The following is a 22898-nucleotide window of genomic DNA, read 5'->3' as shown; positions in this document are numbered from 1 at the left end:
CAGCAAACGGCAATTGTTATTTTTCTTGCAGCGCTTCTTCGATGCGCAGGCCGGCGTTGAGCACACCGTCGTCGCGCAAGGCCCCATGCCAGACCATCAGGCCGACCGGGAGTTCCCCCCGCACGTGGCAGGGCAGGGACAGAGCGCAGCCGTCCAGCAGATTCACGAGGCTGGTGTTGCGCAGGAGCAGCGTGTTGACGCGAAAGAATTCCCCGTCGCGCTCGCTGCCCGGTGCCACGCTGGCGATGGTTGGCGCCGTGATCGGCACGGTGGGCGAGAGCAGGGCGTCATAGCCGTCGATGGCGGCGTGCATGCGCTCCTGCCAGGCGCAGCGCGCCTGGATGAGGGCAAGGTATTCCCAGGCCGCGAGCGTGGCTCCCTTTTCAATGCGGGCGCGCACCCGCGGGTCGTACTGGTCCCCCTTGTGTGCCAGCAGCTCGCGGTGCCAGGCATAGGCTTCGGGGGGCGAGAAGCCGTACGCGGGTTGCTGGGCCGATTCGGGCAGGGCGATGGTGTCGATGCGCGCGCCGGCCCGGCGCAGGGTGTCCAGTGTGCGCTCGAAGGCCTGGGCCACCGTGGCGTCCATGCCGTCCAGGAAGAGGGTGGTGGGCACGGCCAGGCGGTAGCCGGCCAGCGGGGCAGGGCTGCGCGTGACGCGGGTGGCCGACAGCAGCTCGTGTACGACGATGGCATCGCCCACGCTGCGCGTCATGGCGCAGGCCGTGTCCAGCGTGGTGGACAGGGGGACCGCGCCCGAAGTGGGCACCAGGCGCTGCGTGTTCTTGAAGCCCACGATGCCATTGAGGGCGGCCGGGATGCGGATGGAGCCGCCCGTGTCCGAGCCCAGGCCCACGAAGGCCGCGCCGGTGGCCACGGATACCGCCGCCCCTGACGATGAGCCGCCGGGCACGCGCGCCTGGCCAGGCAGGGCGCCAAAGCGCGCGTCCCAGGCGGCGGGCGTGCCGAAGTGGGGGTTCACCCCCACGCCGGAAAAGGCGAATTCGACCATGTTCGTGCGGCCGATGAGGCTGGCACCGGCCGCGCGCAGGCGCGCCACGGCCGGGCTGTCCTGTTGCGCCGGGGTGCTGTCGGCGAGCGCCGTGGAGCCTGCTGCCGTGGGCTGGCCGGCGACGTCGAACAGGTCCTTGACCGAGATCGCCAGGCCGGCCAGGGGCTTGAGCGCCACGCCGGGCTGCACCGCCGTGGTGCGTGCCGCATCGAACCGGGTCTGCAGGAAGGTGTGGGCATTCGCCGGGGCCTGGGCTGCTGCGATGCAGCGTTCGAGTTCGGCGGCCGGGGTGCTGGCGCCAGCCCGCAGGGCCGCGCGGGTGGCAAGAAGGTCGGCAAGCATGGGTGTGCTAGAATCCTTGGGTTTTGCTGGGAGCAGTAGCGCTTTGCGCGTGGCGGCTTGTAGCAAAACCAATCGCAAACCAGCCCTGTCAAGGTGTTGCAGCGTTCGTGGGAAACACGGCGTTGCAAATATTGGGGCTGATTTTAGACCTAACCTTTGGAGTATTTTTATGTCCGTTACCATGCGCGAAATGCTGGAAGCCGGTGTCCACTTCGGTCACCAAACCCGCTTCTGGAACCCCAAGATGGCCCCCTACATCTTCGGCCACCGCAACAAGATCCACATCATCAACCTGGAAAAGTCGCTGCCACTGTTCCAGGAAGCACAGAAGTTCGCCAAGCAACTGGCTGCCAACCGCGGCACCATCCTGATGGTCGGCACGAAGCGCCAGGCCCGCGAAATCCTGTCCACCGAAGCCCTGCGCGCCGGTGTTCCCTTCGTTGACCAGCGCTGGCTGGGCGGCATGCTGACGAACTTCAAGACCGTGAAGACCTCGATCAAGCGCTTGAAGGACATGAAGGCCCAGCTGGAAACCGGCCTGGACAGCCTGAGCAAGAAGGAACAGCTCACGTTCACCCGCGAGATCGAGAAGCTCGAGAAGGACATCGGCGGCATCCAGGACATGGCTGCACTGCCTGACGCCATCTTCATCATCGACGTGGGCTTCCACAAGATCGCCGTGGCCGAAGCCAAGAAGCTGGGCATCCCGCTGATCGGCGTGGTCGACACGAACCACTCGCCCGAAGGCATCGACTACGTGATCCCCGGCAACGACGACTCGGCCAAGGCCGTGACGCTGTACGCCCGCGGCATCGCCGACGCGATCATCGAAGGCCGTGCCAACGCAGTGAACGAAGTCGTCAAGGCCGCTACCTCCGAGAGCAGCGACGAATTCGTGGAAGTGCAAGAAGCCGCCGCCTGATAGCCCGGCTGCGCGATCCGTCGCGAACAAAAGCGGGGCTCCTGGTTAGCCCCCTTTTTTTTAGCCCGAATCTGAAGACTCACTGAACTGAACACCGAAGGAACAAAGATGGCTGCAATTACCGCAAGCATGGTTGCCGAACTGCGTGGCAAGACCGATGCCCCCATGATGGAATGCAAGAAGGCCCTGACGGAAGCCGACGGCGACATGGCCAAGGCCGAAGAGCTGCTGCGCGTCAAGCTGGGCACCAAGGCTGGCAAGGCCGCTTCGCGCATCACTGCCGAAGGCGTGGTCGCCAGCTTCATCAGCGGCACCACCGGCGCCCTGGTCGAAGTGAACAGCGAAACCGACTTCGTGAGCAAGAACGACAGCTTCATCGCACTGGCCAACGCCGCTGCCGAACTGATCGCCAAGCACAACCCTGCCGACGTGGCTGCCCTGGGCGCTCTGGCCTACGAGCAAGACAGCTTCGGCCCCACGCTGGAAGACGTGCGCAAGGGCCTGATCGGCAAGATCGGCGAGAACATGTCCTTCCGCCGCTTCAAGCAGTTCAGCGGCGCCAGCAAGCTGGCCTCGTACCTGCACGGCACGCGCATCGGCGTGGTCGTCGAGTTCGAAGGTGACGAAACGGCTGCCAAGGACGTGGCCATGCACGTGGCCGCCATGAAGCCCGTGGCCCTGACCAGCGCCGACGTGCCTGCCGACCTGATCGAAAAAGAACGCTCGGTGGCTGCTGCCAAGGCAGCGGAAGACAAGGCCAAGGCCGAAGCCGAAGGCAAGCCCGTGCAGTCCGACGAGATCGTGACCAAGCGCATCGAAGGCGGCGTGCAGAAGTACCTCAAGGAAGTCTCGCTGTTCAACCAGGTCTTCGTGAAGGCTGCGGACGGCAAGCAGACCGTCGAGCAGATGCTCAAGGCCACCAACACCACCGTCAAGGGCTTCACCCTGTACGTGGTGGGCGAAGGCATCGAGAAGAAGGTTGACGACTTCGCAGCCGAAGTGGCCGCCCAGGTGGCTGCCGCCAAGGCCGCTGCCTGATCGCTCCCTGCAACAACCCCACCAAAGCCCTGCACCACCTACCGGAGAAATTTCCCATGTCCAACGCTGCACCAGCCCACAAGCGCATCCTGCTCAAGCTGTCTGGTGAGGCGCTGATGGGGGATGACGCCTTCGGTATCAACCGCGCCACCATCGTACGCATGGTGGAGGAGATCGCCGAGGTCACCCGCCTGGGTGTGCAGGTGGCGGTGGTGATCGGTGGGGGCAATATTTTCCGTGGCGTCGCGGGCGGCTCGGTCGGTATGGACCGGGCCACCGCCGACTACATGGGCATGCTGGCCACCGTGATGAACGCTCTGGCCCTGGCCGATGCGATGGACAAGCAGGGTCTGGTGGCCCGCGTGATGTCCGCCATTGCCATCGAACAGGTGGTCGAGCCCTACGTGCGCCCCAAGGCGCTGCAGTACCTCGAAGAGGGCAAGGTCGTGGTCTTCGCGGCCGGCACGGGCAACCCCTTCTTCACCACCGACACGGCTGCGGCCCTGCGCGGTGCCGAAATCGGCGCCGAGCTGGTGCTCAAGGCCACCAAGGTGGACGGCGTTTATACTGCCGACCCCCAGAAGGATCCCACGGCCACGCGCTACACGAAGCTCAGCTTCGACGAGGCCATGTCCCGCAACCTGGGCATCATGGATGCGACCGCCTTCGCCCTGTGCCGTGACCAGAAGCTGCCGGTGCGGGTGTTCTCGATCATCAAGCACGGTGCGCTCAAGCGCGTGGTGATGGGCGAGGACGAAGGCACGCTGGTCTACGCCTGATGACGATGCACGGGCTGGCTGCGTGCCGGCCCGTCTCTGGTCCGCCCCGAGGAGAAAAACATGACGATTGCCGACATCAAGAAGAACGCAGAGACCAAGATGGACCAGTCCATCTCGGCCTTCAAGAACAACCTGCAGAAGATCCGCACGGGTCGTGCCAACCCCTCGCTGCTCGACAGCGTGCAGGTCGAGTACTACGGCTCCTTCGTGCCCCTGTCGCAGGTGGCCAACGTGGCGCTGATCGACTCGCGCACCATCAGCGTGCAGCCCTGGGAAAAGGGCATGGGCGCCAAGATCGAAAAGGCCATCCGCGAAAGCGACCTGGGCCTGAACCCGGCCTCCATGGGCGACCTGATCCGCGTGCCCATGCCGCCGATGAGCGAAGAGCGCCGCAAGGAAATGACCAAGCTGGCCCGCACTGAAGGCGAGAGCGCCAAGATCGCCATCCGCAACCTGCGCCGTGACGCCAATGAGGCGGTCAAGAAGCTGGTCAAGGACAAGCTGGCGTCCGAAGACGACCAGAAGCGCGCCGAAGCCGACGTGCAGAAGTTCACCGACCGGCACATCGCCGAAGTCGATGCGCTGGTGGCGGCCAAGGAACAGGAAATCATGGCGGTTTGAGCCCCGGTTCACGGGCTCGATCGTTCTACATGTCTGTACCGCAGGTGGTGCCGCACCACATCGCCATCGTCATGGATGGCAACGGCCGCTGGGCCACGCGCCGCTTCCTGCCGCGCCTGGCCGGCCACAAGCAAGGGGTCGATTCACTGCGCCGCTGCGCACGCGCCTGCGTGCAGCGCGGCGTGGGCGTGCTCACCGTCTTTGCCTTCTCTTCCGAAAACTGGAACCGGCCGGCCGAAGAGGTCTCCGGCCTCATGGAGCTGCTGGCCATGGCGCTGGCGCGCGAGGTGCCCCAACTGATGAAGGACGGCGTGCGCCTGTACTTCGTGGGCGAGCGCGCGGGCCTCTCGGCCAAGGTGCGCGATGGCCTGGCCCAGGCCGAGGCCGCCACGGCCCACAACACGCGCCTGGTGCTCAACGTCTGCTTCAACTATGGCGGGCGCTGGGACATTGCCCAGGCCGCGGCGGCCCTGGCTGCCAAGGGCGAGCCCATCACCGAAGCCAGCCTGAACGCGGCCATGGGCATGTCCCACGTGCCCGACCCGGACCTCGTGGTCCGCACCGGCGGGGAGATGCGCATCAGCAACTTCCTGCTCTGGCAGGTGGCCTATTCGGAGCTGTTCTTCAGCGACCGGCTGTGGCCGGATTTCGACGAATCCGCCCTCGACGAAGCCATTGCGGCTTACAGTGCGCGGGAACGCCGTTTCGGCAAAACCTCTGAACAGCTCCTGTCCGCGCATCCCGATCCGATGCCGGGCTGAAAGGCCCTATGCTCAAACAGCGCGTCATCACTGCCCTTGTCCTGCTGGCCATCCTGCTGCCAGCGCTGTTCTATGGCTCGCCCCTGCCGTTCACCGTGGTGGTGCTGGTGCTCATGGCCGCCGGTGCCTGGGAATGGGGCCGCCTGTGCGGCTTTGGCCAGGCGGGCTCGCTCGCCGTCGGGGCCGCCTGTGTGGCGCTGTGCCTGGGCTCGTGGGCGCTGGGCTGGCTCGCGCAGCCGCTGACGGTGCTGTGGATTGTGGGCGGGGCCCTGTGGGTGCTGGGCACGGCCTGGCTGCTGCGCGCTGGCGTTCCCGGCTGGCCGCGCATCCCGGCGGCCGTGCGCCTGGTCGCCGGCGTGCTGGCCCTGTGGCTGGCCTGGCTGGCGGTGGTGCAGGCGCGCCATGTGGGCATCAACTTCCTGCTGTCGGTGCTGGTCCTCGTCTGGGTGGCCGACATCTTTGCCTATTTTGCGGGACGCGCCTTCGGCCTGCGCTTCACCAAGGGCAAGCTGGCCCCGTCCATCAGCCCCGGCAAGAGCTGGGAAGGTGTGTGGGGTGGTTTGGCGGGCGTGCTGGTACTTTCGTTCGCCTGGGTGGCGGCCGATGCCCACTGGCAGGCCGAGGTGCTCAGTTTCTACAGCCGCATGGCCCGCCAGGGCTGGTGGCTGCTGGTGGTGGCGGCCCTGTTCATGACGGCGATGAGTGTTTCCGGTGACCTGGTGGAGTCGCTCATCAAGCGCAGCGCCGGCGTCAAGGACAGCAGCAACCTGCTGCCCGGCCACGGCGGCGTGCTCGACCGCGTCGATGCCCTGCTGCCCACCCTTCCCCTGGCGATGATGCTCACGAGCCTGACGACCCCTCTATGAAACAACGGCTTACCGTTCTCGGCTCCACCGGCTCCATCGGGACCAGCACCCTCGACGTGGTGGCGCGCCACCCCGACCGCTTCGAGGTCTTTGCGCTGAGCGCGGCCACGCAGGTCGACCTGATGCTGGCGCAGTGCGCGCAGTTCGCGCCCCGTTTCGCGGTGATGGCCAGCGCGCCCCATGCCCGTGAGCTCGAGGACAAGCTGCGCCAGAATGGCCTGGCCACCCGTGTGCTGTACGAGGCCGACGCGCTCGAAATTATTGCCTCCCACCCCGACGTGGATTCCGTGATGGCCGCCATCGTCGGTGCCGCGGGTCTCGCGCCCTGCCTCGCGGCTGCGCGTGCGGGCAAGCGCCTGCTGCTGGCCAACAAGGAGGCTCTGGTGGTCGGCGGCGGCCTGTTCATGCAGACGGTCAGGGAGGGCGGTGCGACGCTGCTGCCCATCGACAGCGAGCATTCGGCCATCTTCCAGTGCCTGCCCGAGGACCCCGCCACCTGGCCGGACCGGGTGGACAGCATCCTGCTGACCGCGTCGGGCGGGCCGTTTCGCCAGCGCGACCCGGCCACGCTGTCGGAGATCACGCCCGAGCAGGCCTGCGCGCACCCCAATTTCTCGATGGGGCGCAAGATCTCGGTCGATTCCGCCACCATGATGAACAAGGCCCTTGAAGTGATCGAGGCGCGCTGGCTGTTCGACCTGGCGCCCGACCAGATCAAGGTGGTGATCCACCCGCAGCAGATCATCCACTCGATGGTGCAGTTCAAGGACTCCTCCATCCTCGCGCAACTGGGGACGCCCGACATGCGCGTGCCCATTGCCGTGGGCCTGGCCTGGCCCGAGCGCATCGCCAGCGGTGCCAGCCGGCTCGATTTCTCGGCGCTGAGCGCGCTGGCCTTCGAGGACGCCGACGCCATCCGCTTCCCCGGCCTGCACCTGTCCTGGCAGGCGCTCAAGGCGGCCGAAGGCACGACGGCCGTGCTCAATGCGGCCAACGAGGTGGCCGTAGGGCGGTTTTTGTCGGGCCGGCTGCGTTTTGACCACATCCACGCCGTCAACCTTGCAACTTTGGACGCGGTTTCGCCCTCCAAGCCGGATTCCCTGGCAGCGCTGCTCGATCTGGACGCCCAGTCGCGCAGGGCGGCAGAGCAGGCCGCCGGCCTGCTGGCCGCCTGACCGGTTCCATCTTTCACCCGATGGCCCCCGCTGCTGTCCCTGTTGACCCACGGAGCCTCCCATGCTGCTGACCCTTGTTGCCTTTGTCGTTGCCCTGGGGCTTTTGATTGCCGTTCACGAATACGGCCACTACCGCGTGGCCGTGGCCTGCGGTGTCAAGGTGCTGCGCTTTTCCGTGGGCTTTGGCAAGCCGCTGTTCACCTGGCGGCCCAAGGGTTCCCCGACCGAATTCGTGCTCGGCGCCTTCCCGCTGGGCGGCTATGTGCGCATGCTCGACGAACGCGAGGCGCCTGTGGCGCCCGAAGAGCGCCACCTGGCCTTCAACACCCAGCCGCTGCGCTCGCGCGCGGCCATTGTGGTCGCCGGCCCGCTTGCCAACCTGTTGCTGGCGGTGCTGCTGTACTCCATCGTCAACTGGAATGGTGTCGAGGAACCCAAGGCCGTGCTGGCCAGCCCTGTGGCGGGATCGGTGGCCCACAGTGCCGGCCTGCGCGGCGGCGAACTGGTGCAGCGTGCGGCCCTGGGTTCGGATGAACTGGAACCCGTGCGCTCGTTCGAAGACCTGCGCTGGCTGCTGACCCGCGGCGCGCTGGAGGGGGAATCCGTGCGCCTGGACGTGCAGCCGCAGACCGGCGCGCACCGCGAGATGGTGCTGGACATGTCGAAGATCGACGCGCGCGAGGCCGATGCCCAGCTGTTTCGCAAGATCGGCATCCTCGGCCCCTGGACCCGCCCGGTGCTGGGCGAGGTGATGGCCAAGGGTGCGGCGGAACGCGCAGGCCTGCAGCAGGGCGACGTGGTGCTCAAGATCGGCGCCACCGAGGTGGTCGACGGGCAGCAACTGCGCGAGCTGATCCGCCAGTCCATGCGGGGCACGGAGCCGCTGTCGCAGCCCTGGCTGGTCAACCGAGCCGGGAGCTCGCTCACGCTGGAGGTGTTGCCCGACGCCCAGCCCGAACTCGGCGCAACAGTCGGCCGCATCGGTGCCTACGTGGGTGCGTCCCCTGAATTTGTAACCGTTGAATACGGCGTGCTCGAAGGTTTCTGGACCGGCGTGGTCAAGACCTGGGATGTTTCGCTGCTCACCTTGAAGATGATGGGGCGCATGGTGATCGGCGAGGCGTCCCTCAAGAACCTCAGCGGGCCCTTGACCATTGCGGATTACGCCGGCCGTTCGGCGAGCCTGGGCCTCACGCAGTACCTGGTGTTCCTGGCGCTGATCAGCGTGAGCCTGGGGGTGCTGAACCTGCTGCCGCTGCCTGTTTTGGACGGTGGGCACCTGATGTATTATCTTTGGGAGGGCGTGACGGGCAAGCAAGTGTCGGACGCATGGCTGGAGCGGCTGCAGCGCGGTGGCGTCGCAGTGCTGCTCCTCATGATGTCCATTGCCCTGTTCAACGATATCACCCGGCTTTTTGGCTAACCATTTTTCTGCCCTTGCCTTGCAAGGGCGGCTCCAGTTTCATTCATGAAAAATCCAATCAATCGCCTGGGCGTGCGTACCGCATCGGCCATTGCAGCCATGGTCTTTGTCGCCAACGCGGCGTGGGCACTGGAGCCTTTCAAGGTGCAGGACATCCGCGTGGAGGGCCTGCAGCGCGTGGAGCCCGGCACCATCTTCGCATCCATGCCGCTGCGCGTGGGCGATGACTACAACGACGAAAAGGGCGCTGCGGCCATCCGCGCGCTGTTTGGCCTGGGCCTGTTCAAGGACGTGCGCCTGGAAGCCTCGGGCAACGTGCTGGTGGTGGTGGTCGAAGAGCGCCCCACGATTGCCGACGTGGATTTCGCCGGCACCCGCGAGTTCGACAAGGATGCCCTCAAGAAGAGCATGCGCGAAGTCGGCCTGACCGAAGGCCGCCCCTACGACAAGGCGCTGACCGACCGCGCCGAGCAGGAACTCAAGCGCCAGTACATCAACAAGAGCCTGTACGGCGCCGAGGTGGTGACCACGGTAACCCCGATCGAGCGCAACCGCGTGAACCTCACCTTCTCGGTGGTCGAGGGCGAGCCCGCGCGCATCAACGAAGTGCGCGTGGTGGGCAACAAGGCCTTCAGCGAATCCACGCTCAAGGGCCTGTTCGACCAGGACACGGGCGGCTGGCTCAGCTGGTACACCAAGTCCGACCGCTATTCGCGTGCCAAGCTCAATGCCGACCTGGAAACCCTGCGCACCTATTACCTGCAGCGCGGCTACCTGGAGTTTCGCGTGGAGTCCACCCAGGTCGCGATCTCGCCCGACAAGCAGGGCATCTCGATCACCGTGAACGTGTTCGAAGGCGAGCGCTTCGTGGTCTCGGGTGTCAAGCTCGAAGGCAACTACCTGGAGCGCGAGGATGAATTCAAGTCGCTGATCACCATCCGCCCCGGCGAGCCCTACAACGCCGACCAGGTGACCGAGACCACCAAGGCCTTCTCCGAGTACTTCGGCCGTTTCGGCTTTGCCTTTGCGCGCGTGGAGGCCGTGCCCGAGATCGACCGCGAGAACAACCGCGTGGCCCTGGTGCTGCAGGTCGAGCCTTCGCGCCGCGCCTATGTGCGTCGCATCAACGTGAGCGGCAACAACCGCACGCGCGATGAAGTGATCCGCCGCGAATTCCGCCAGTACGAGGCCTCCTGGTACGACGGCGAACGCATCCGCCTCTCGCGCGACCGCGTGGACCGCCTGGGCTTCTTCACCGAAGTCAACGTCGAGACGCAGGAAGTGCCGGGCTCGCCCGACCAGGTGGACCTAGTGATCAACGTGGCCGAAAAACCCACGGGCTCGCTGCAGATGGGCGTGGGCTTCTCGAGCGCCGAGAAGGTGTCCCTGTCCTTCGGCATCAAGCAGGAAAACTTCTTCGGCTCCGGCAACTACCTGGGTGTGGACGTCAACACCAGCAAGTACCGCCGCACGCTGGTGTTCAGCACCACCAATCCCTACTTCACCGATGAAGGCATCTCGCGCACGGTGGACCTGTACTACCGCACCGACAAGCCTTATGAGGACCAGGGTGGCAACTACCAGCTGGTGACCACCGGCGGTTCGATGCGCTTTGGCGTGCCCTTCAGCGAGACGGATACGGTGTTCTTCGGGGGGGGCTGGAGCAGACCACCATCAAGGCTGGCACCAACATCCCGGCAACCTACCTGGCCTATGCCGACAACTTCGGCTACAAGAGCACCTCGATCCCGCTGACCGTCGGCTGGTCGCGCGATGACCGTGACAGCGCGCTGGCCCCCAACTCGGGCCGCTACCAGCGCCTGAATTCCGAATGGTCGGTGGCGGGCGACGCCCGCTACGTGCGCGCCAACTACCAGTACCAGCAGTATGTTCCGCTGAACAAGCGCTTCACGCTGGCCTTCAACGGTGAACTGGGCATCGGCAAGGGCCTCAATGGCCGGCCGTTCCCCGTGTTCAAGAACTTCTACTCGGGCGGTCTCGGCTCGGTGCGTGGTTTCGACCAGGGTACCCTGGGCCCGCGCGACGTGACGGGCTCCTCCCTGGGCGGCCCGAAGAAGGTCACCCTCAATGCCGAGCTGATCGCGCCCTTCCCGGGTGCGGGCAACGACCGTACGCTGCGCGTCTTTACCTTCATGGATGTAGGCAATGTGTATGGCGAGCATGAAAAAGTAACCGCCAGCGACATGCGAGCCTCCGTGGGGCTGGGCCTGAGCTGGATTTCCCCGCTGGGCCCGCTGCGCCTGGCCTTTGCACAACCGGTACGCAAGTTTGCTGGCGATAGAATCCAGAAACTGCAATTCCAGATTGGAACGTCTTTCTAATGAACTCCCTTTCCCGCCATTTCGCCCTGGTCATGTTGCTTGGCAGCTTTGCCATGGCGGTTCCCGCGCAAGCGCAAGAGTCCTTCAAGGCCGGTTTCATCAATACCGACCGCATCCTGCGCGAGGCCAACTCGGCCAAGGCGGCGTCGGCCAAGCTCGAACAGGAATTCACGCGCCGCGAGAAGGATCTCGTGGACATGGGCAATTCCCTGAAGACTGCTTCCGAAAAATTCGAGCGCGAAGCCCCTACGCTGGCCGAAAGCCAGCGCGCCATCCGCCAGCGCCAGCTGGTGGACCAGGACCGTGACTTCCAGCGCAAGCGCCGCGAGATCCAGGAAGACCTGAACGCCCGCCGCAACGAAGAGTACGCAGCCCTGCAGGAGCGCGCCAACAAGGTCGTCAAGCAGGTCGCCGAGGCCGAAAAGTACGACGTGATCCTGCAGGAAGTCGCCTACATCAATCCCAAGCACGACATCACCGACAAGGTGATCAAGGCGCTCAATGCAGCGCCTGCCAAGTAAGCAGCGGCACCAGCGCTGGGCAGGTGGCGTGTGAGCTTGCGTCTCGGGCACATCGTCGATGCGCTGGGGGGCACGCTGGAGGGGGGGGCGGGTGATACCGTCATTTCCCGCATCGCGCCGCTGGAGGTTGCGGGGCCGGGTGACCTCAGCTTCCTGAGCAACCCCCGCTACCAGCAGCAACTGGCCGCCTCCCGGGCGGCCTGTGTCATTGTGGCCCCGGCGATGCGCGAGGCTGCCGTGGCACGCGGCGCCTGCATCGTGGCGGACAACCCCTATGTCTACTTCGCCCGCGCCACGCAGTTGTGGCGCCAGCACACCGCGCCTGCAGGGCAGGGCGGGGTGCATGCCAGTGCGGTGGTCGATGCCTCGGCGCAGGTGCATCCCAGCGCCACCATCGGCCCCTTGTGCGTGGTCGAGCGCGGTGCGCACATCGGTGCCGGCACGGTGCTCAGATCGCGCGTGACGGTGGGCGAGAACTGCCATGTCGGCGAGCGCTGCATCGTGCATTCAGGCGTGGTGATCGGGGCCGACGGATTCGGCTTTGCGCCCGAGAAGGGCCAGTGGGTCAAGATCGAGCAACTGGGCGCGGTGCGCGTTGGCAACGACGTGGAGATCGGGGCCAACACCTGCATCGACCGCGGAGCCCTGGACGACACCGTCATCGAGGATGGCGTCAAGCTCGACAACCTGATCCAGATCGGCCACAACGTGCGCATCGGCAAGCACTCGGCCATGGCCGGCTGCGTCGGCGTGGCCGGCAGCGCGACCATCGGCGCGCACTGCACCGTGGGTGGCGGCGCCATCGTGCTGGGTCACCTGGAGCTGGCGGACAACGTGCATATTTCGGCGGCCACGGTCGTTACCCGCTCGCTGACACGGCCTGGCCAGTACACCGGCATGTTCCCCATCGACGACAATGCGCGGTGGGAAAAAAACGCTGCAACACTCAAACAACTGCACAGCTTGCGAGAGCGCATCAAGGCGCTGGAGCAAGCTCTCAAGGCAGCATGAACGGAAGAACAACTCGATGATGGATATTCACGCGATTCTCAAGCAACTGCCGCACCGCTACCCGTTCCTGCTGGTGGACAAGGTGATCGAGTTGGAGAGCAACACCCGCATCAAGGCGATCAAGAACGTCACCTTCAACGAGCCGTACTTCATGGGGCACTTTCCGGGCCGTCCGGTGATGCCCGGTGTGCTGATCCTCGAAGCCCTGGCCCAGGCTGCGGGGCTGCTGGCGTTCGACGCCATGGGCAAGGTGCCGGACGAGAACAACATCTACTACTTCGTCGGCATCGACGGGGCGCGCTTCAAGCGGCCGGTGGAGCCGGGCGACCAGCTGATCCTCACCATCACCATCGATCGCGTGCGCGGTGGCATCTGGAAGTTCAAGGGCCTGGCCAGCGTGGGCGACGAGGTGGCCTGCGAGGCCGAACTGATGTGTACCATGCGCCAGGTGGGTTGATTCTTTCCAGTCGGTGTCGAACGTGAGCAACATCCATCCCACCGCCGTGGTCGCCGAGGGCGCCCGCCTGGACCCTTCGGTGCAGGTCGGGCCGTATGCCGTGATCGGCGCCAACGTGGTGATCGGTGCCGGCACCACGGTGGGTGCGCACTGCGTCATCGAGGGCCACACCAGCATCGGCCAGGACAACCGCATCTTCCAGTTCGCCTCGCTGGGTGCCGCTCCGCAGGACAAGAAGTACGCCGGTGAAGCCACGCGCCTGGTGATCGGCGACCGCAACACCATCCGCGAGTTCTGCACGCTGAATACCGGCACGGTGCAGGACCGCGGCGAGACCACGGTGGGCGACGACAACTGGATCATGGCCTACGTGCATGTGGCACACGACTGCACCATCGGCCACCAGACCACCCTGGCCAACAACACCACGCTGGCCGGCCATGTGGATGTGGGTGACTGGGCCACCGTGGGCGGTCTCACGGGCGTGCTGCAGCGCATGCGCGTGGGTGCACACACCATGGTCGGTTTCTCCAGCCACGTCAACAAGGACGTGCCGCCCTACATGGTGGTGGACGGCAGTCCGCTGGCCGTGCGTGGCGTGAACCTGGTGGGCCTGCGCCGGCGCGATTTCTCGGCCCAGCGCATCGCCGCCATCCGTGAGATGCACAAGCTGCTGTACCGCCAGGGCCTGACCCTGGACGAGGCGCGCAAGCTCATCCTGGCCCTGCCCGGGGAGATGCCCGAAGCGGCCGGCGATGTGGCGCTGATGGATGCTTTCCTCGACAGCGCCGCCCACGGCATCGCGCGCTGATCCCTTGCCAAGAGACTGCTGAATGAAGGACAAGGCGCCCCGCGTGGCCATGGTCGCTGGCGAAGCTTCGGGTGATCTGCTGGCCGGCCTGCTGCTCGATGGCGTGCAGGTCCGCTGGCCGGCCGCCACCGCCCATGGCATCGGTGGGCCGCAGATGGCCAGGCGCGGTTTCACGGCCTGGTGGCCCAGCGACAAGCTGGCCGTGCATGGCTACAGCATGGAGGTGTTTCGCCGCCTGCGCGAGCTGCTGGGCATCCGCAAGCAGCTGCGTACACGCTTGCTGGCCGACCGGCCCGACATCTTCATCGGCGTGGATGCGCCCGATTTCAATCTGGGGCTCGAAGCCGACCTGCGCGCCGCCGGCATTCCGACGGTGCATTTCGTCTGCCCTTCCATCTGGGCCTGGCGGGCCGACCGCGTCGAGAAGATCCGCAAGAGCGCCGGCCATGTGCTGTGCATCTTCCCGTTCGAGCCCGAACTGCTCGCGCGCCATGGCATTGCTGCCACCTACGTCGGCCACCCGCTGGCCAGCGTGATCCCCGAGATGCCGGACCGCAGCGCTGCGCGTGTACGCCTGGGCCTGTCCGATGCCGACGAGGTGCTGGCCATCCTGCCCGGCAGCCGCTCTGCCGAGGTGCAGTACATCGCGCCCGCTTTTTTCCAGGCTGCCGCGTTGCTGCGCCAGGCACGCCCAAAGCTGCGCATGGTGGTGCCGGCCGTGCCCGCACTGCAATCGCGCATTGAAGAAGCCGCGCGCACGCACGGCGTGGCCGATGTGCTGCAGATCGTCACCGGCCAGTCGCACGCCGTGCTGGCTGCCTGCGACGTGACCTTGATCGCCAGCGGCACGGCCACGCTGGAAGCGGCCCTGTTCAAGCGCCCCATGGTCATCGGCTACCACATGCACCCCCTGAGCTGGTGGCTCATGAAGCGCAAGCAGCTGCAGCCCTGGGTGGGGCTGCCCAACATCCTGTGCGGCGAGTTCGTCGTGCCCGAACTGATACAGGATGCCGCCACGCCGCAGGCGCTGTGCGACGCGACGCTGCAGTGGTTTGACGCAAAAGTGCAGCATCCCGCTACCATCACGGCTTTGGAGCAGCGTTTTTCCGCGCTGCATGCAAGCTTGCGGCGCGACACTTCCCAACTGGCTGCCGATGCGATCGAGAAAATCCTTGCCACCACCGCTGCTGTCTGAACAGGTGAGCCTGGACTGGCATCCGCCCGGCCTCGTGGCCGGCGTGGACGAGGCCGGCCGCGGCCCGCTGGCCGGGCCCGTGGTGGCGGCTGCCGTCATCCTCGACGACCTGCGCCCCATTGCCGGGCTGAACGACTCCAAGAAGCTCACAGCCCTGCGCCGCGAGGCGCTGTTCGACGAGATCCGCGCCAAGGCGCTGTGCTTTGCCATCGCCGAGGCCAGCGTGGAGGAAATCGATCAATTGAACATCCTGCAGGCCACGCTCCTGGCCATGCGCCGAGCCGTGATGGGCCTGCGCTTGAAGCCCGTGCGCGTGCTGGTGGACGGCAACCAGTTGCCGCGGCTCGACGTGCCGTCCGAGGCCATCGTCAAGGGTGACGCGCTGGTCAAGTCCATCTCCGCCGCTTCCATCCTCGCCAAGGTCCACCGCGACCGCTGGTGCGAGGAGGTACACGCGCATTTTCCGCACTACGGCTTCTCGGCCCACAAGGGCTATGGCACCGTGGTACACATGGAAGCCCTGCGCGCCCATGGCGCCTGCATCCACCACCGGCGCTCGTTCGCGCCCGTGGCGCAGGTGCTGGTGCAGCCCGCCTCCGAAAGCATCAGCGCATGATGCCCGGCGGCCTGCGGCCGCTTTTTCCCGCCCCATGACATCTTCTTCCATCACCACCATCCACTCGCGCGACAACGCCTGGGTCAAGGACCTGCGCCGCCTGGCGCAGGACAACGGCGCCTACCGCAAGCAGGGCCGTGTCTGGCTCGAAGGCGACCACCTGTGCCGCGCGGCGCTGGAGCGCGGCGTGGCGCCGGCCGTGGCCGTGTTCGCCGAATCGCTGTGGCCCACGGCAGAGCCTGAATGGGGCCAGGCGGCGCCCAAGGTCGTGGTGCTGGCCGATGCGCTGTTTGCCGACGTCAGTGGGCTGGAGTCGCCGGCGAAGATGGGTTTCTTGCTCGACCTGCCCGAGGCCCGGGAACCCCGGCCCGGCGTGGCCGCCGTGGTGCTCGACCGTGTGCAGGACGCGGGCAACGTCGGCTCCATCCTGCGCAGTGCCTCGGCCTTCGGCTTTCGGCAGGTGCTGGCGCTCAAGGGCAGCGCCGCCCTGTGGTCGCCCAAGGTACTGCGCGCCGGCATGGGCGCGCATTTTGCGCTCGACCTGGTCGAGGGCCTGGCCCCCGAGGATCTGGCGGGCCTGCAGCTGCCCATGCTCGTCACCAGCTCGCACCAGGGCGACTACCTGCACCGCGCCGAGCTGCCCTGGCCCTGTGCCTGGGTCATGGGGCATGAAGGGCAGGGCGTGAGCGCCGTGCTGCAGGAGCGTGCAAGCCAGCACATCCGCATCGCCCAACCCGGTGGGGAGGAGTCCCTCAACGTGGGCGCCGCGGCAGCCATCTGCCTGCACGCGAGCGCAGCGCAACGCGCGCTGGCGGCCGGGCGCTGATCGGCGCTCCTGCCTGCCTATTGGTTGCGCAGGAATTGCTGGATGAAGTCGCCCTGATTGGGCGCATCCTGGTGGGTAGTGAACACCAGCTTCTGGCCTTCCACACGCAGCTTCATCTCCGCGCCGAACTGGCACTGGACCAGGCCCAGCGACGCGGCCTTGGCCTTGAACCCGGCATGGCCCTTGCACATGCTGTCCATCTGCGAGGCCACTTCACCGCAGAAGCTGGCGATGCTCAGCTTCTTGAGCTTGTCGTCGTCGATGGACTTCCAGTCCACTGCCGTCTTCACCGGGCTGCCGCAGGCAGCGGTGGCCGACGTGTCGGTGTTGGCCAGTTCCGTCTGTGCAGAGGCCAGGTGCTTGTCGCGGTCGAATCGGGCCAGCTTTTCCTGCACGCCGTCCTTTTGCTGGCGCGCATGGGCGGTCTTGAATTCGGCGATATTCAGGGCCTTGCTCTTCTTCTCGTCGAAGGCCAGGTCCACCGCGCCCTGGCGGCCTGGCAGGTAGGTGACATAGCGCTCGCCGCCGCCATAGCGGTTGGCCTGCTTGTGTACCAGGCCCCAGTCGCGGCCATCGAGCGTGGTCACATAGGCCTCGGTACCGCTGCCGCGCTGCTCCTGCTTGCCCAGGAAGATCACCTTGTCGATGGGATTGTTGAGGCCACTCACACGCATCAGTGCGGCCTTGCCGTCCGTGGTGGGCGCCAGCACCACCTCCAGGCCCTGCGGGCCCGAGAACACCTGCGGGTAGGCCGCCAGGTCCTGGGCGACAGCCAGGGTGGAAAACAGTGCGCACGCCAGTGCGATCGAAGTCTTGGTCATCCCGTCTCTCTCGGTGGTGTCAAACGATGCGGGAAAGTCTAGCGGAGGGCCCTGGCTCGGCCTGCACGCCGCGCCGGGAAGTTGTGTCGGTTCGTGAAAAGCTTCTCGGATCCCACACCGCGTTGTGGGCGTGCCGGCGCCGCCGCGAACGGCGAGACAAAAGCCATGCACCAGCTGTCGCCGCTTGTTACAATGAAATTTGCTATTTAAGTGATAGCGCGGCACATAGCCGGACTGACCATGCGACAGCGGACCGATGGCCCGCAAGTGGCGGTAAATGCAGGGCAAGGTGCTGGGTTAATCCGGCAAGATGGGCCTCTCAGGCTACAATTGGAGGCTTTCCCGCAAACACGTCGCCCGGCCGCACCCAAAGCAAACTTCCCACAAACAGCAGTCCCAGGACCTCTTCCTGCGACTCCGGGCGACCGTAACCATTCGGAGAACCCAGTGCTTTTGTCTCTCAAGGGAACCTTCCCGCCCGCCATCCTGGCGCTCGCAGACGGCACGGTCTTTATCGGCAATTCGATCGGTGCCACCGGCACCACCGTCGGCGAAGTGGTGTTCAACACCTCCATCACCGGCTACCAGGAAATCCTGACCGACCCGAGCTATTGCCAGCAGATCGTCACCCTGACGTATCCGCACATCGGCAACTACGGCGTCAGCCCCGAGGATATCGAAGCCGACAAGGTCCATGCCGCAGGCCTGATCATCAAGGATCTGCCGCTTCTGGCCAGCAACTTCCGCTCCACCGAAACGCTGTCGCAGTACCTGGTGCGCGAACGCACCGTGGCCATCTCCAACATCGACACCCGCAAGCTCACCCGCCTGCTGCGTGAAAAGGGCGCCCAGAACGGCGCCATCGTCGGTCTGGCCGAAGGCCAGGTGGTGACGCAGGTGCTGATCGACGAGGCCCTGGCCGCCGCCAAGGCCGCGCCCAACATGGCCGGGCTGGACCTGGCCAAGGTGGTGTCGACCAAGGTCCGCTACGAATGGACCGAGACCGAGTGGACGCTGGGCAAGGGCTACGGCAAGCTCGAGGCCCCGCAGTTCCATGTGGTGGCCTACGACTACGGCGTCAAGAAGAACATCCTGCGCATGCTCGCCCAGCGCGGCTGCAAGGTCACCGTGGTGCCAGCGCAGACGCCTGCTGCCGACGTGCTGGCCATGAAGCCCGATGGCGTGTTCCTCTCCAACGGCCCCGGCGACCCGCAGCCGTGCGACTACGCCATCGAGGCCACGCGCACCATCGTCGAGAGCGGCATGCCCACCTTCGGCATCTGCCTGGGCCACCAGATCATGGCCCTGGCCGCTGGCGCCAAGACCTTCAAGATGACCCACAGCCACCACGGTGCCAACCACCCCGTGAAGGACCTGGACACCGGCCGCGTGAGCATCACCAGCCAGAACCACGGCTTCGCGGTGGAGATGGACTCGCTGCCTGCCAACCTGCGCGCCACACACGTGAGCCTGTTCGACGGCACGCTGCAGGGCCTGGTGCGCACGGACAAGCCGGCGTTCTGTTTCCAGGGCCACCCCGAGGCATCGCCCGGCCCGCACGACATCGCCTACCTGTTCGACCGCTTCACCGACGCGATGCGGAGCGCGCGCACCCAATAAGCCCACCCAAGGAACTGCGCCATGAAACTCTTCAGCTTCCCCCAGGCTTCGCTCGAAAAAGCCATCCACAAGCGTGTGCTGACCCTGCCGTCGCCGCACCGCGAATGGTTCATCGAGCGCTGGGCGCAAAAGCCCTACAAGAAGTCCTTCATCGAGAACAAGGCCATGCCGCTGGTCACGCTGGTGGCCAAGGGCAAGACCTGGGACGACGAGACCTTCGCCGAAGCCATGGCCGATTGGGACGCGACGTTCTATGACGCGGAAACCGAAGTGCTGCTGCCCCTGGTGCAGGGCGATGGCCTGCTGCAGCTGATGCAGAAGAACCTGCCGCCCGAGCGCGCGCAGGCGCTCATCGCCAAGATCAACACGCGCCGCGACGCTGCAGCCGCCACGTCCGCCAGCCCCCAGGCAGCCGAACCCACGATCGACTGATCGACGCAACATGCCAAAACGTACAGACATCAAAAGCATTCTCATCATCGGCGCTGGCCCGATCATCATCGGCCAGGCCTGCGAGTTCGACTACTCCGGCGTGCAGGCCTGCAAGGCCCTGCGCGAAGAGGGCTACAAGGTCATCCTGATCAACAGCAACCCCGCTACGATCATGACCGACCCGGCCACGGCCGACGTGACCTACATCGAGCCCATCACCTGGCAGACGGTCGAGAAGATCATCGCCAAGGAGCGCCCCGACGCCATCCTGCCCACCATGGGTGGGCAGACGGCGCTCAACTGCGCCCTGGACCTGTGGCACCACGGCGTGCTCGACAAGTACAAGGTCGAACTGATCGGCGCCACGCCCGAGGCCATCGACAAGGCCGAAGACCGCCTGAAGTTCAAGGACGCGATGACCAAGATCGGCCTGGGCTCTGCGCGCTCGGGCATCGCCCACACCATGGAAGAGGCCTGGGGCGTGCAAAAGCAGGTGGGTTTCCCCACCGTGATCCGCCCCAGCTTCACGCTGGGTGGCACGGGCGGCGGCATTGCCTACAACCCCGAAGAGTTCGAGACCATCTGCAAGCGCGGCCTGGAAGCCTCGCCCACCAACGAGCTCTTGATCGAAGAATCGCTGCTCGGCTGGAAAGAGTACGAGATGGAAGTGGTGCGCGACAAGGCGGACAACTGCATCATCATCTGCTCCATCGAGAACCTGGACCCGATGGGCGTGCACACCGGCGACTCGATCACCGTGGCCCCTGCGCAGACGCTGACCGACAAGGAATACCAGATCATGCGCAACGCCTCGCTGGCGGTGCTGCGCGAGATCGGCGTGGACACGGGCGGCTCCAACGTGCAGTTCTCGATCAACCCCAAGGACGGCCGCATGGTCGTGATCGAGATGAACCCGCGCGTTTCGCGCTCCTCGGCGCTGGCCTCCAAGGCCACGGGTTTCCCGATCGCCAAGGTCGCGGCCAAGCTGGCGGTGGGCTACACGCTCGATGAGCTGCGCAACGAGATCACGGGCGGCATCACGCCCGCTTCGTTCGAGCCTTCCATCGACTACGTGGTCACCAAGATCCCGCGTTTCGCGTTCGAGAAGTTCCCCACGGCCGACAGCCGCCTGACCACGCAGATGAAGTCCGTGGGCGAGGTCATGGCCATGGGCCGTACCTTCCAGGAGTCCTTCCAGAAGGCCCTGCGCGGCCTGGAAGTGGGCGTGGACGGCATGAACGAGAAGACCCAGGACCGCGAAGTGCTCGAAAAGGAGCTGGGCGAGCCTGGCCCCGAGCGCATCTGGTACGTCGGCGACGCCTTCGCCATGGGCCTGTCGGTCGACGAGGTGTTCGAGCTGACCAAGATCGACCGCTGGTTCCTGGTGCAGATCGAGCAGATCGTGAAGATCGAGCTCGATATCGACCAGTTGGCGGCCGAGAAGGGCGATGGCGCACTGGCCGCGATCGATGCGAGCACGCTGCGCACGCTCAAGCAAAAGGGCTTTTCCGACCGCCGCCTGGCCAAGCTGCTCAAGACCACCGAGAAGGCCGTGCGCGAAGCACGCCGTGCGCTCAACGTGCGCCCGGTGTACAAGCGCGTGGACACCTGCGCCGCCGAGTTCGCCACCAACACCGCCTACCTGTACTCCACGTACGAGGAAGAGTGCGAGGCCGAGCCGACCAACAACAAGAAGATCATGGTGCTCGGCGGCGGCCCCAACCGCATCGGCCAGGGCATCGAGTTCGACTACTGCTGCGTGCATGCCGCGCTGGCGATGCGCGAGGACGGCTACGAGACCATCATGGTCAACTGCAATCCCGAGACCGTCTCCACCGACTACGACACCTCCGACCGCCTGTACTTCGAGCCCGTGACGCTGGAAGACGTGCTGGAGATCGTGGACAAGGAAAAGCCGGTCGGCGTGATCGTGCAGTACGGCGGCCAGACGCCTCTGAAGCTGGCCCTGGGCCTGGAAGCCGAAGGCGTGCCGATCATCGGCACCAGCCCCGACATGATCGATGCCGCCGAAGACCGCGAGCGTTTCCAGAAGCTGCTGGGTGAGCTCGGCCTGCGCCAGCCGCCCAACGCCACGGCCCGCACCGAGCCCGAGGCCCTGGAAAAGGCCGCCGCCCTGGGCTACCCCCTGGTGGTGCGCCCCAGCTACGTGCTGGGCGGCCGCGCGATGGAAATCGTGCATGAGCAGCGCGACCTGGAGCGCTACATGCGTGAGGCCGTCAAGGTGAGCAATGACTCGCCGGTGCTGCTCGACCGCTTCCTGAGCAATGCCATCGAGTGCGACGTGGACTGCGTGCGCGACTCCGCGGGCGTCACCTTCATCGGTGGCGTGATGGAGCACATCGAGCAGGCCGGCGTACACAGCGGCGACTCCGCCTGCTCGTTGCCCCCGTACTACCTGTCGCAGCCGACCATCGACGAGATCAAGCGCCAGACCGCTGCCATGGCCGAAGGCCTGAGCGTGGTGGGCCTGATGAACGTACAGTTCGCCATCCAGGAAGTCGATGGCAAGGATGTGATCTACGTCCTCGAAGTGAACCCGCGCGCCTCGCGCACGGTGCCCTTCGTGAGCAAGGCCACCGGCATCCAGCTGGCCAAGGTGGCCGCGCGCTGCATGGCCGGCCAGACGCTGGCCTCGCAGGGCATCACCAAGGAAGTGACGCCGCCGTACTTCAGCGTGAAGGAGGCTGTGTTCCCCTTCGTGAAGTTCCCGGGCGTGGACACCATCCTCGGCCCCGAGATGAAGTCCACCGGCGAAGTCATGGGCGTGGGCAAGACCTTCGGCGAAGCCTTCGTCAAGAGCCAGATGGGCGCGGGCACCAAGCTGCCCACCTCGGGCAAGGTGTTCCTCACCGTGAAGAACGCCGACAAGCCGCGCGCCGTGGACATCGCGCGCCAGCTCGTGGCCATGGGCTTCGAGCTCGTGGCGACCAAGGGCACGGCCGCCGCCATCGATGCGGCCGGCGTGCCGGTGCAGGTGGTCAACAAGGTGACTGAAGGCCGCCCGCACATCGTGGACATGATCAAGAACAACGAGATCGTGATGGTCATCAACACCGTGGAAGAGCGCCGCAACGCGATCGCCGATTCGCGTGCGATCCGCACCTCGTCGCTGCTGGCGCGCGTGACCACCTTCACCACCATCTTTGGCGCCGAGGCGGCCGTGGAAGGCATGAAGTACCTGGACAACCTGGACGTGTACTCGGTGCAGGAGCTGCACGCGCAACTCGCCGCCTGATCACGCCGGCCAGGAGTGGCCACCGAGCCCCGTGGAGCGCAGACTGGCTGCCTT

The 22898-nt window shown here is 65.9% G+C and carries 20 protein-coding genes and 1 pseudogene; 19 read left to right on the top strand and 2 right to left on the bottom strand.

Features of this window, described 5'->3' with window-relative positions:
• Positions 1–16: 16 nt before the first annotated feature.
• Positions 17–1351, bottom strand: coding sequence for an amidase (locus AC0IZS_RS32155; protein ID WP_471639366.1), 1335 nt, complete (start codon positions 1349–1351; stop codon positions 17–19).
• Between the two features lie 169 nt (positions 1352–1520).
• On the opposite strand from AC0IZS_RS32155, the gene rpsB reads away from it, so the two are divergent.
• From rpsB to AC0IZS_RS32075, 16 genes and pseudogenes are all read left to right on the top strand, one after another.
• A complete protein-coding gene (rpsB, locus tag AC0IZS_RS32150) occupies positions 1521–2273 on the top strand; it encodes a 30S ribosomal protein S2 (protein WP_322595741.1) in 753 nt (250 codons plus the stop codon).
• Between the two features lie 108 nt (positions 2274–2381).
• Positions 2382–3311 (top strand): translation elongation factor Ts, encoded by a 930-nt coding sequence (gene tsf, locus AC0IZS_RS32145; RefSeq protein WP_471639365.1) that lies wholly within the window; start codon positions 2382–2384, stop codon positions 3309–3311.
• 56 nt (positions 3312–3367) lie between these two features.
• On the top strand, positions 3368–4090 hold the full coding sequence (pyrH, locus tag AC0IZS_RS32140) for a UMP kinase (RefSeq protein ID WP_010457839.1): 723 nt from the start codon (positions 3368–3370) through the stop codon (positions 4088–4090).
• A 60-nt stretch (positions 4091–4150) separates the two neighbouring features.
• On the top strand, positions 4151–4711 hold the full coding sequence (gene frr, locus AC0IZS_RS32135) for a ribosome recycling factor (RefSeq protein ID WP_322595743.1): 561 nt from the start codon (positions 4151–4153) through the stop codon (positions 4709–4711).
• Between the two features lie 29 nt (positions 4712–4740).
• On the top strand, positions 4741–5472 hold the full coding sequence (gene uppS / locus AC0IZS_RS32130; RefSeq protein ID WP_471639364.1) for a polyprenyl diphosphate synthase: 732 nt from the start codon (positions 4741–4743) through the stop codon (positions 5470–5472).
• An 8-nt stretch (positions 5473–5480) separates the two neighbouring features.
• Entirely contained in the window at positions 5481–6338 is an 858-nt protein-coding gene (locus tag AC0IZS_RS32125; protein WP_471639363.1) for a phosphatidate cytidylyltransferase, read from the top strand.
• Entirely contained in the window at positions 6335–7513 is a 1179-nt protein-coding gene (gene ispC, locus AC0IZS_RS32120) for a 1-deoxy-D-xylulose-5-phosphate reductoisomerase (protein WP_471639362.1), read from the top strand. The genes AC0IZS_RS32125 and ispC overlap by 4 nt, the downstream gene beginning before the upstream one ends.
• 61 nt (positions 7514–7574) lie before the next feature.
• Complete coding sequence (rseP, locus tag AC0IZS_RS32115) at positions 7575–8936, top strand: RIP metalloprotease RseP (protein ID WP_471639361.1); 1362 nt, start codon at positions 7575–7577, stop codon at positions 8934–8936.
• A gap of 45 nt (positions 8937–8981) precedes the next feature.
• Positions 8982–11278: pseudogene (gene bamA / locus AC0IZS_RS32110) on the top strand (outer membrane protein assembly factor BamA).
• Positions 11278–11799, top strand: coding sequence for an OmpH/Skp family outer membrane protein (locus AC0IZS_RS32105; RefSeq protein ID WP_471639360.1), 522 nt, complete (start codon positions 11278–11280; stop codon positions 11797–11799). Before bamA ends, AC0IZS_RS32105 begins: the two are co-directional and overlap by 1 nt.
• A 30-nt stretch (positions 11800–11829) precedes the next feature.
• A complete protein-coding gene (gene lpxD / locus AC0IZS_RS32100) occupies positions 11830–12810 on the top strand; it encodes a UDP-3-O-(3-hydroxymyristoyl)glucosamine N-acyltransferase (RefSeq protein WP_471639359.1) in 981 nt (326 codons plus the stop codon).
• Positions 12811–12826: 16 nt separating this feature from the next.
• The gene (gene fabZ, locus AC0IZS_RS32095) at positions 12827–13267 is read left to right on the top strand and encodes a 3-hydroxyacyl-ACP dehydratase FabZ (RefSeq protein ID WP_322595751.1); all 441 of its coding nucleotides are present in this window, start codon (positions 12827–12829) and stop codon (positions 13265–13267) included.
• A gap of 13 nt (positions 13268–13280) precedes the next feature.
• Positions 13281–14078, top strand: coding sequence for an acyl-ACP--UDP-N-acetylglucosamine O-acyltransferase (lpxA, locus tag AC0IZS_RS32090; protein WP_471639358.1), 798 nt, complete (start codon positions 13281–13283; stop codon positions 14076–14078).
• A 22-nt stretch (positions 14079–14100) separates the two neighbouring features.
• A complete protein-coding gene (lpxB, locus tag AC0IZS_RS32085; RefSeq protein ID WP_471639357.1) occupies positions 14101–15273 on the top strand; it encodes a lipid-A-disaccharide synthase in 1173 nt (390 codons plus the stop codon).
• A complete protein-coding gene (gene rnhB, locus AC0IZS_RS32080; RefSeq protein ID WP_471639356.1) occupies positions 15233–15889 on the top strand; it encodes a ribonuclease HII in 657 nt (218 codons plus the stop codon). Before lpxB ends, rnhB begins: the two co-directional genes overlap by 41 nt.
• Positions 15890–15923: 34 nt before the next feature.
• Positions 15924–16715, top strand: a complete 792-nt coding sequence (locus tag AC0IZS_RS32075; RefSeq protein WP_471639355.1) for a TrmH family RNA methyltransferase — start codon at positions 15924–15926, stop codon at positions 16713–16715.
• Between the two features lie 17 nt (positions 16716–16732).
• Here AC0IZS_RS32075 and AC0IZS_RS32070 read toward each other — a convergent pair whose 3' ends face one another.
• Positions 16733–17536 (bottom strand): hypothetical protein, encoded by an 804-nt coding sequence (locus tag AC0IZS_RS32070; RefSeq protein WP_471639354.1) that lies wholly within the window; start codon positions 17534–17536, stop codon positions 16733–16735.
• Positions 17537–17983: 447 nt separating this feature from the next.
• On the opposite strand from AC0IZS_RS32070, the gene carA reads away from it, so the two are divergent.
• The 3 genes from carA to carB are packed head-to-tail and all read left to right on the top strand — an operon-like array spanning position 17984 to position 22844.
• Positions 17984–19156, top strand: coding sequence for a glutamine-hydrolyzing carbamoyl-phosphate synthase small subunit (gene carA / locus AC0IZS_RS32065; RefSeq protein ID WP_471639353.1), 1173 nt, complete (start codon positions 17984–17986; stop codon positions 19154–19156).
• A gap of 21 nt (positions 19157–19177) precedes the next feature.
• The gene (locus AC0IZS_RS32060) at positions 19178–19588 is read left to right on the top strand and encodes a hypothetical protein (RefSeq protein ID WP_471639352.1); all 411 of its coding nucleotides are present in this window, start codon (positions 19178–19180) and stop codon (positions 19586–19588) included.
• A 10-nt stretch (positions 19589–19598) separates the two neighbouring features.
• On the top strand, positions 19599–22844 hold the full coding sequence (carB, locus tag AC0IZS_RS32055; protein ID WP_471639351.1) for a carbamoyl-phosphate synthase large subunit: 3246 nt from the start codon (positions 19599–19601) through the stop codon (positions 22842–22844).
• The last annotated feature ends 54 nt before the right edge of the window (positions 22845–22898 follow it).

Source organism: Acidovorax sp. AC410 (assembly GCF_979253235.1).
Note: the sequence above shows the minus strand (reverse complement) of the source record. Positions and strands in the feature narration are given on the sequence as shown.

Coding starts and splice junctions, on each gene's coding strand:
- lpxB (WP_471639357.1), top strand. CDS start 14,101: ATGAAGGACAAGGCGCCCCGCGTGGCCATGGTCGCTGGCGAAGCTTCG.
- ispC (WP_471639362.1), top strand. CDS start 6,335: ATGAAACAACGGCTTACCGTTCTCGGCTCCACCGGCTCCATCGGGACC.
- frr (WP_322595743.1), top strand. CDS start 4,151: ATGACGATTGCCGACATCAAGAAGAACGCAGAGACCAAGATGGACCAG.
- rnhB (WP_471639356.1), top strand. CDS start 15,233: ATGCGATCGAGAAAATCCTTGCCACCACCGCTGCTGTCTGAACAGGTG.
- fabZ (WP_322595751.1), top strand. CDS start 12,827: ATGATGGATATTCACGCGATTCTCAAGCAACTGCCGCACCGCTACCCG.
- rseP (WP_471639361.1), top strand. CDS start 7,575: ATGCTGCTGACCCTTGTTGCCTTTGTCGTTGCCCTGGGGCTTTTGATT.
- pyrH (WP_010457839.1), top strand. CDS start 3,368: ATGTCCAACGCTGCACCAGCCCACAAGCGCATCCTGCTCAAGCTGTCT.
- AC0IZS_RS32155 (WP_471639366.1), bottom strand. CDS start 1,351: ATGCTTGCCGACCTTCTTGCCACCCGCGCGGCCCTGCGGGCTGGCGCC.
- AC0IZS_RS32125 (WP_471639363.1), top strand. CDS start 5,481: ATGCTCAAACAGCGCGTCATCACTGCCCTTGTCCTGCTGGCCATCCTG.
- AC0IZS_RS32070 (WP_471639354.1), bottom strand. CDS start 17,536: ATGACCAAGACTTCGATCGCACTGGCGTGCGCACTGTTTTCCACCCTG.
- AC0IZS_RS32075 (WP_471639355.1), top strand. CDS start 15,924: ATGACATCTTCTTCCATCACCACCATCCACTCGCGCGACAACGCCTGG.
- rpsB (WP_322595741.1), top strand. CDS start 1,521: ATGTCCGTTACCATGCGCGAAATGCTGGAAGCCGGTGTCCACTTCGGT.
- carB (WP_471639351.1), top strand. CDS start 19,599: ATGCCAAAACGTACAGACATCAAAAGCATTCTCATCATCGGCGCTGGC.
- AC0IZS_RS32105 (WP_471639360.1), top strand. CDS start 11,278: ATGAACTCCCTTTCCCGCCATTTCGCCCTGGTCATGTTGCTTGGCAGC.
- uppS (WP_471639364.1), top strand. CDS start 4,741: ATGTCTGTACCGCAGGTGGTGCCGCACCACATCGCCATCGTCATGGAT.
- AC0IZS_RS32060 (WP_471639352.1), top strand. CDS start 19,178: ATGAAACTCTTCAGCTTCCCCCAGGCTTCGCTCGAAAAAGCCATCCAC.
- tsf (WP_471639365.1), top strand. CDS start 2,382: ATGGCTGCAATTACCGCAAGCATGGTTGCCGAACTGCGTGGCAAGACC.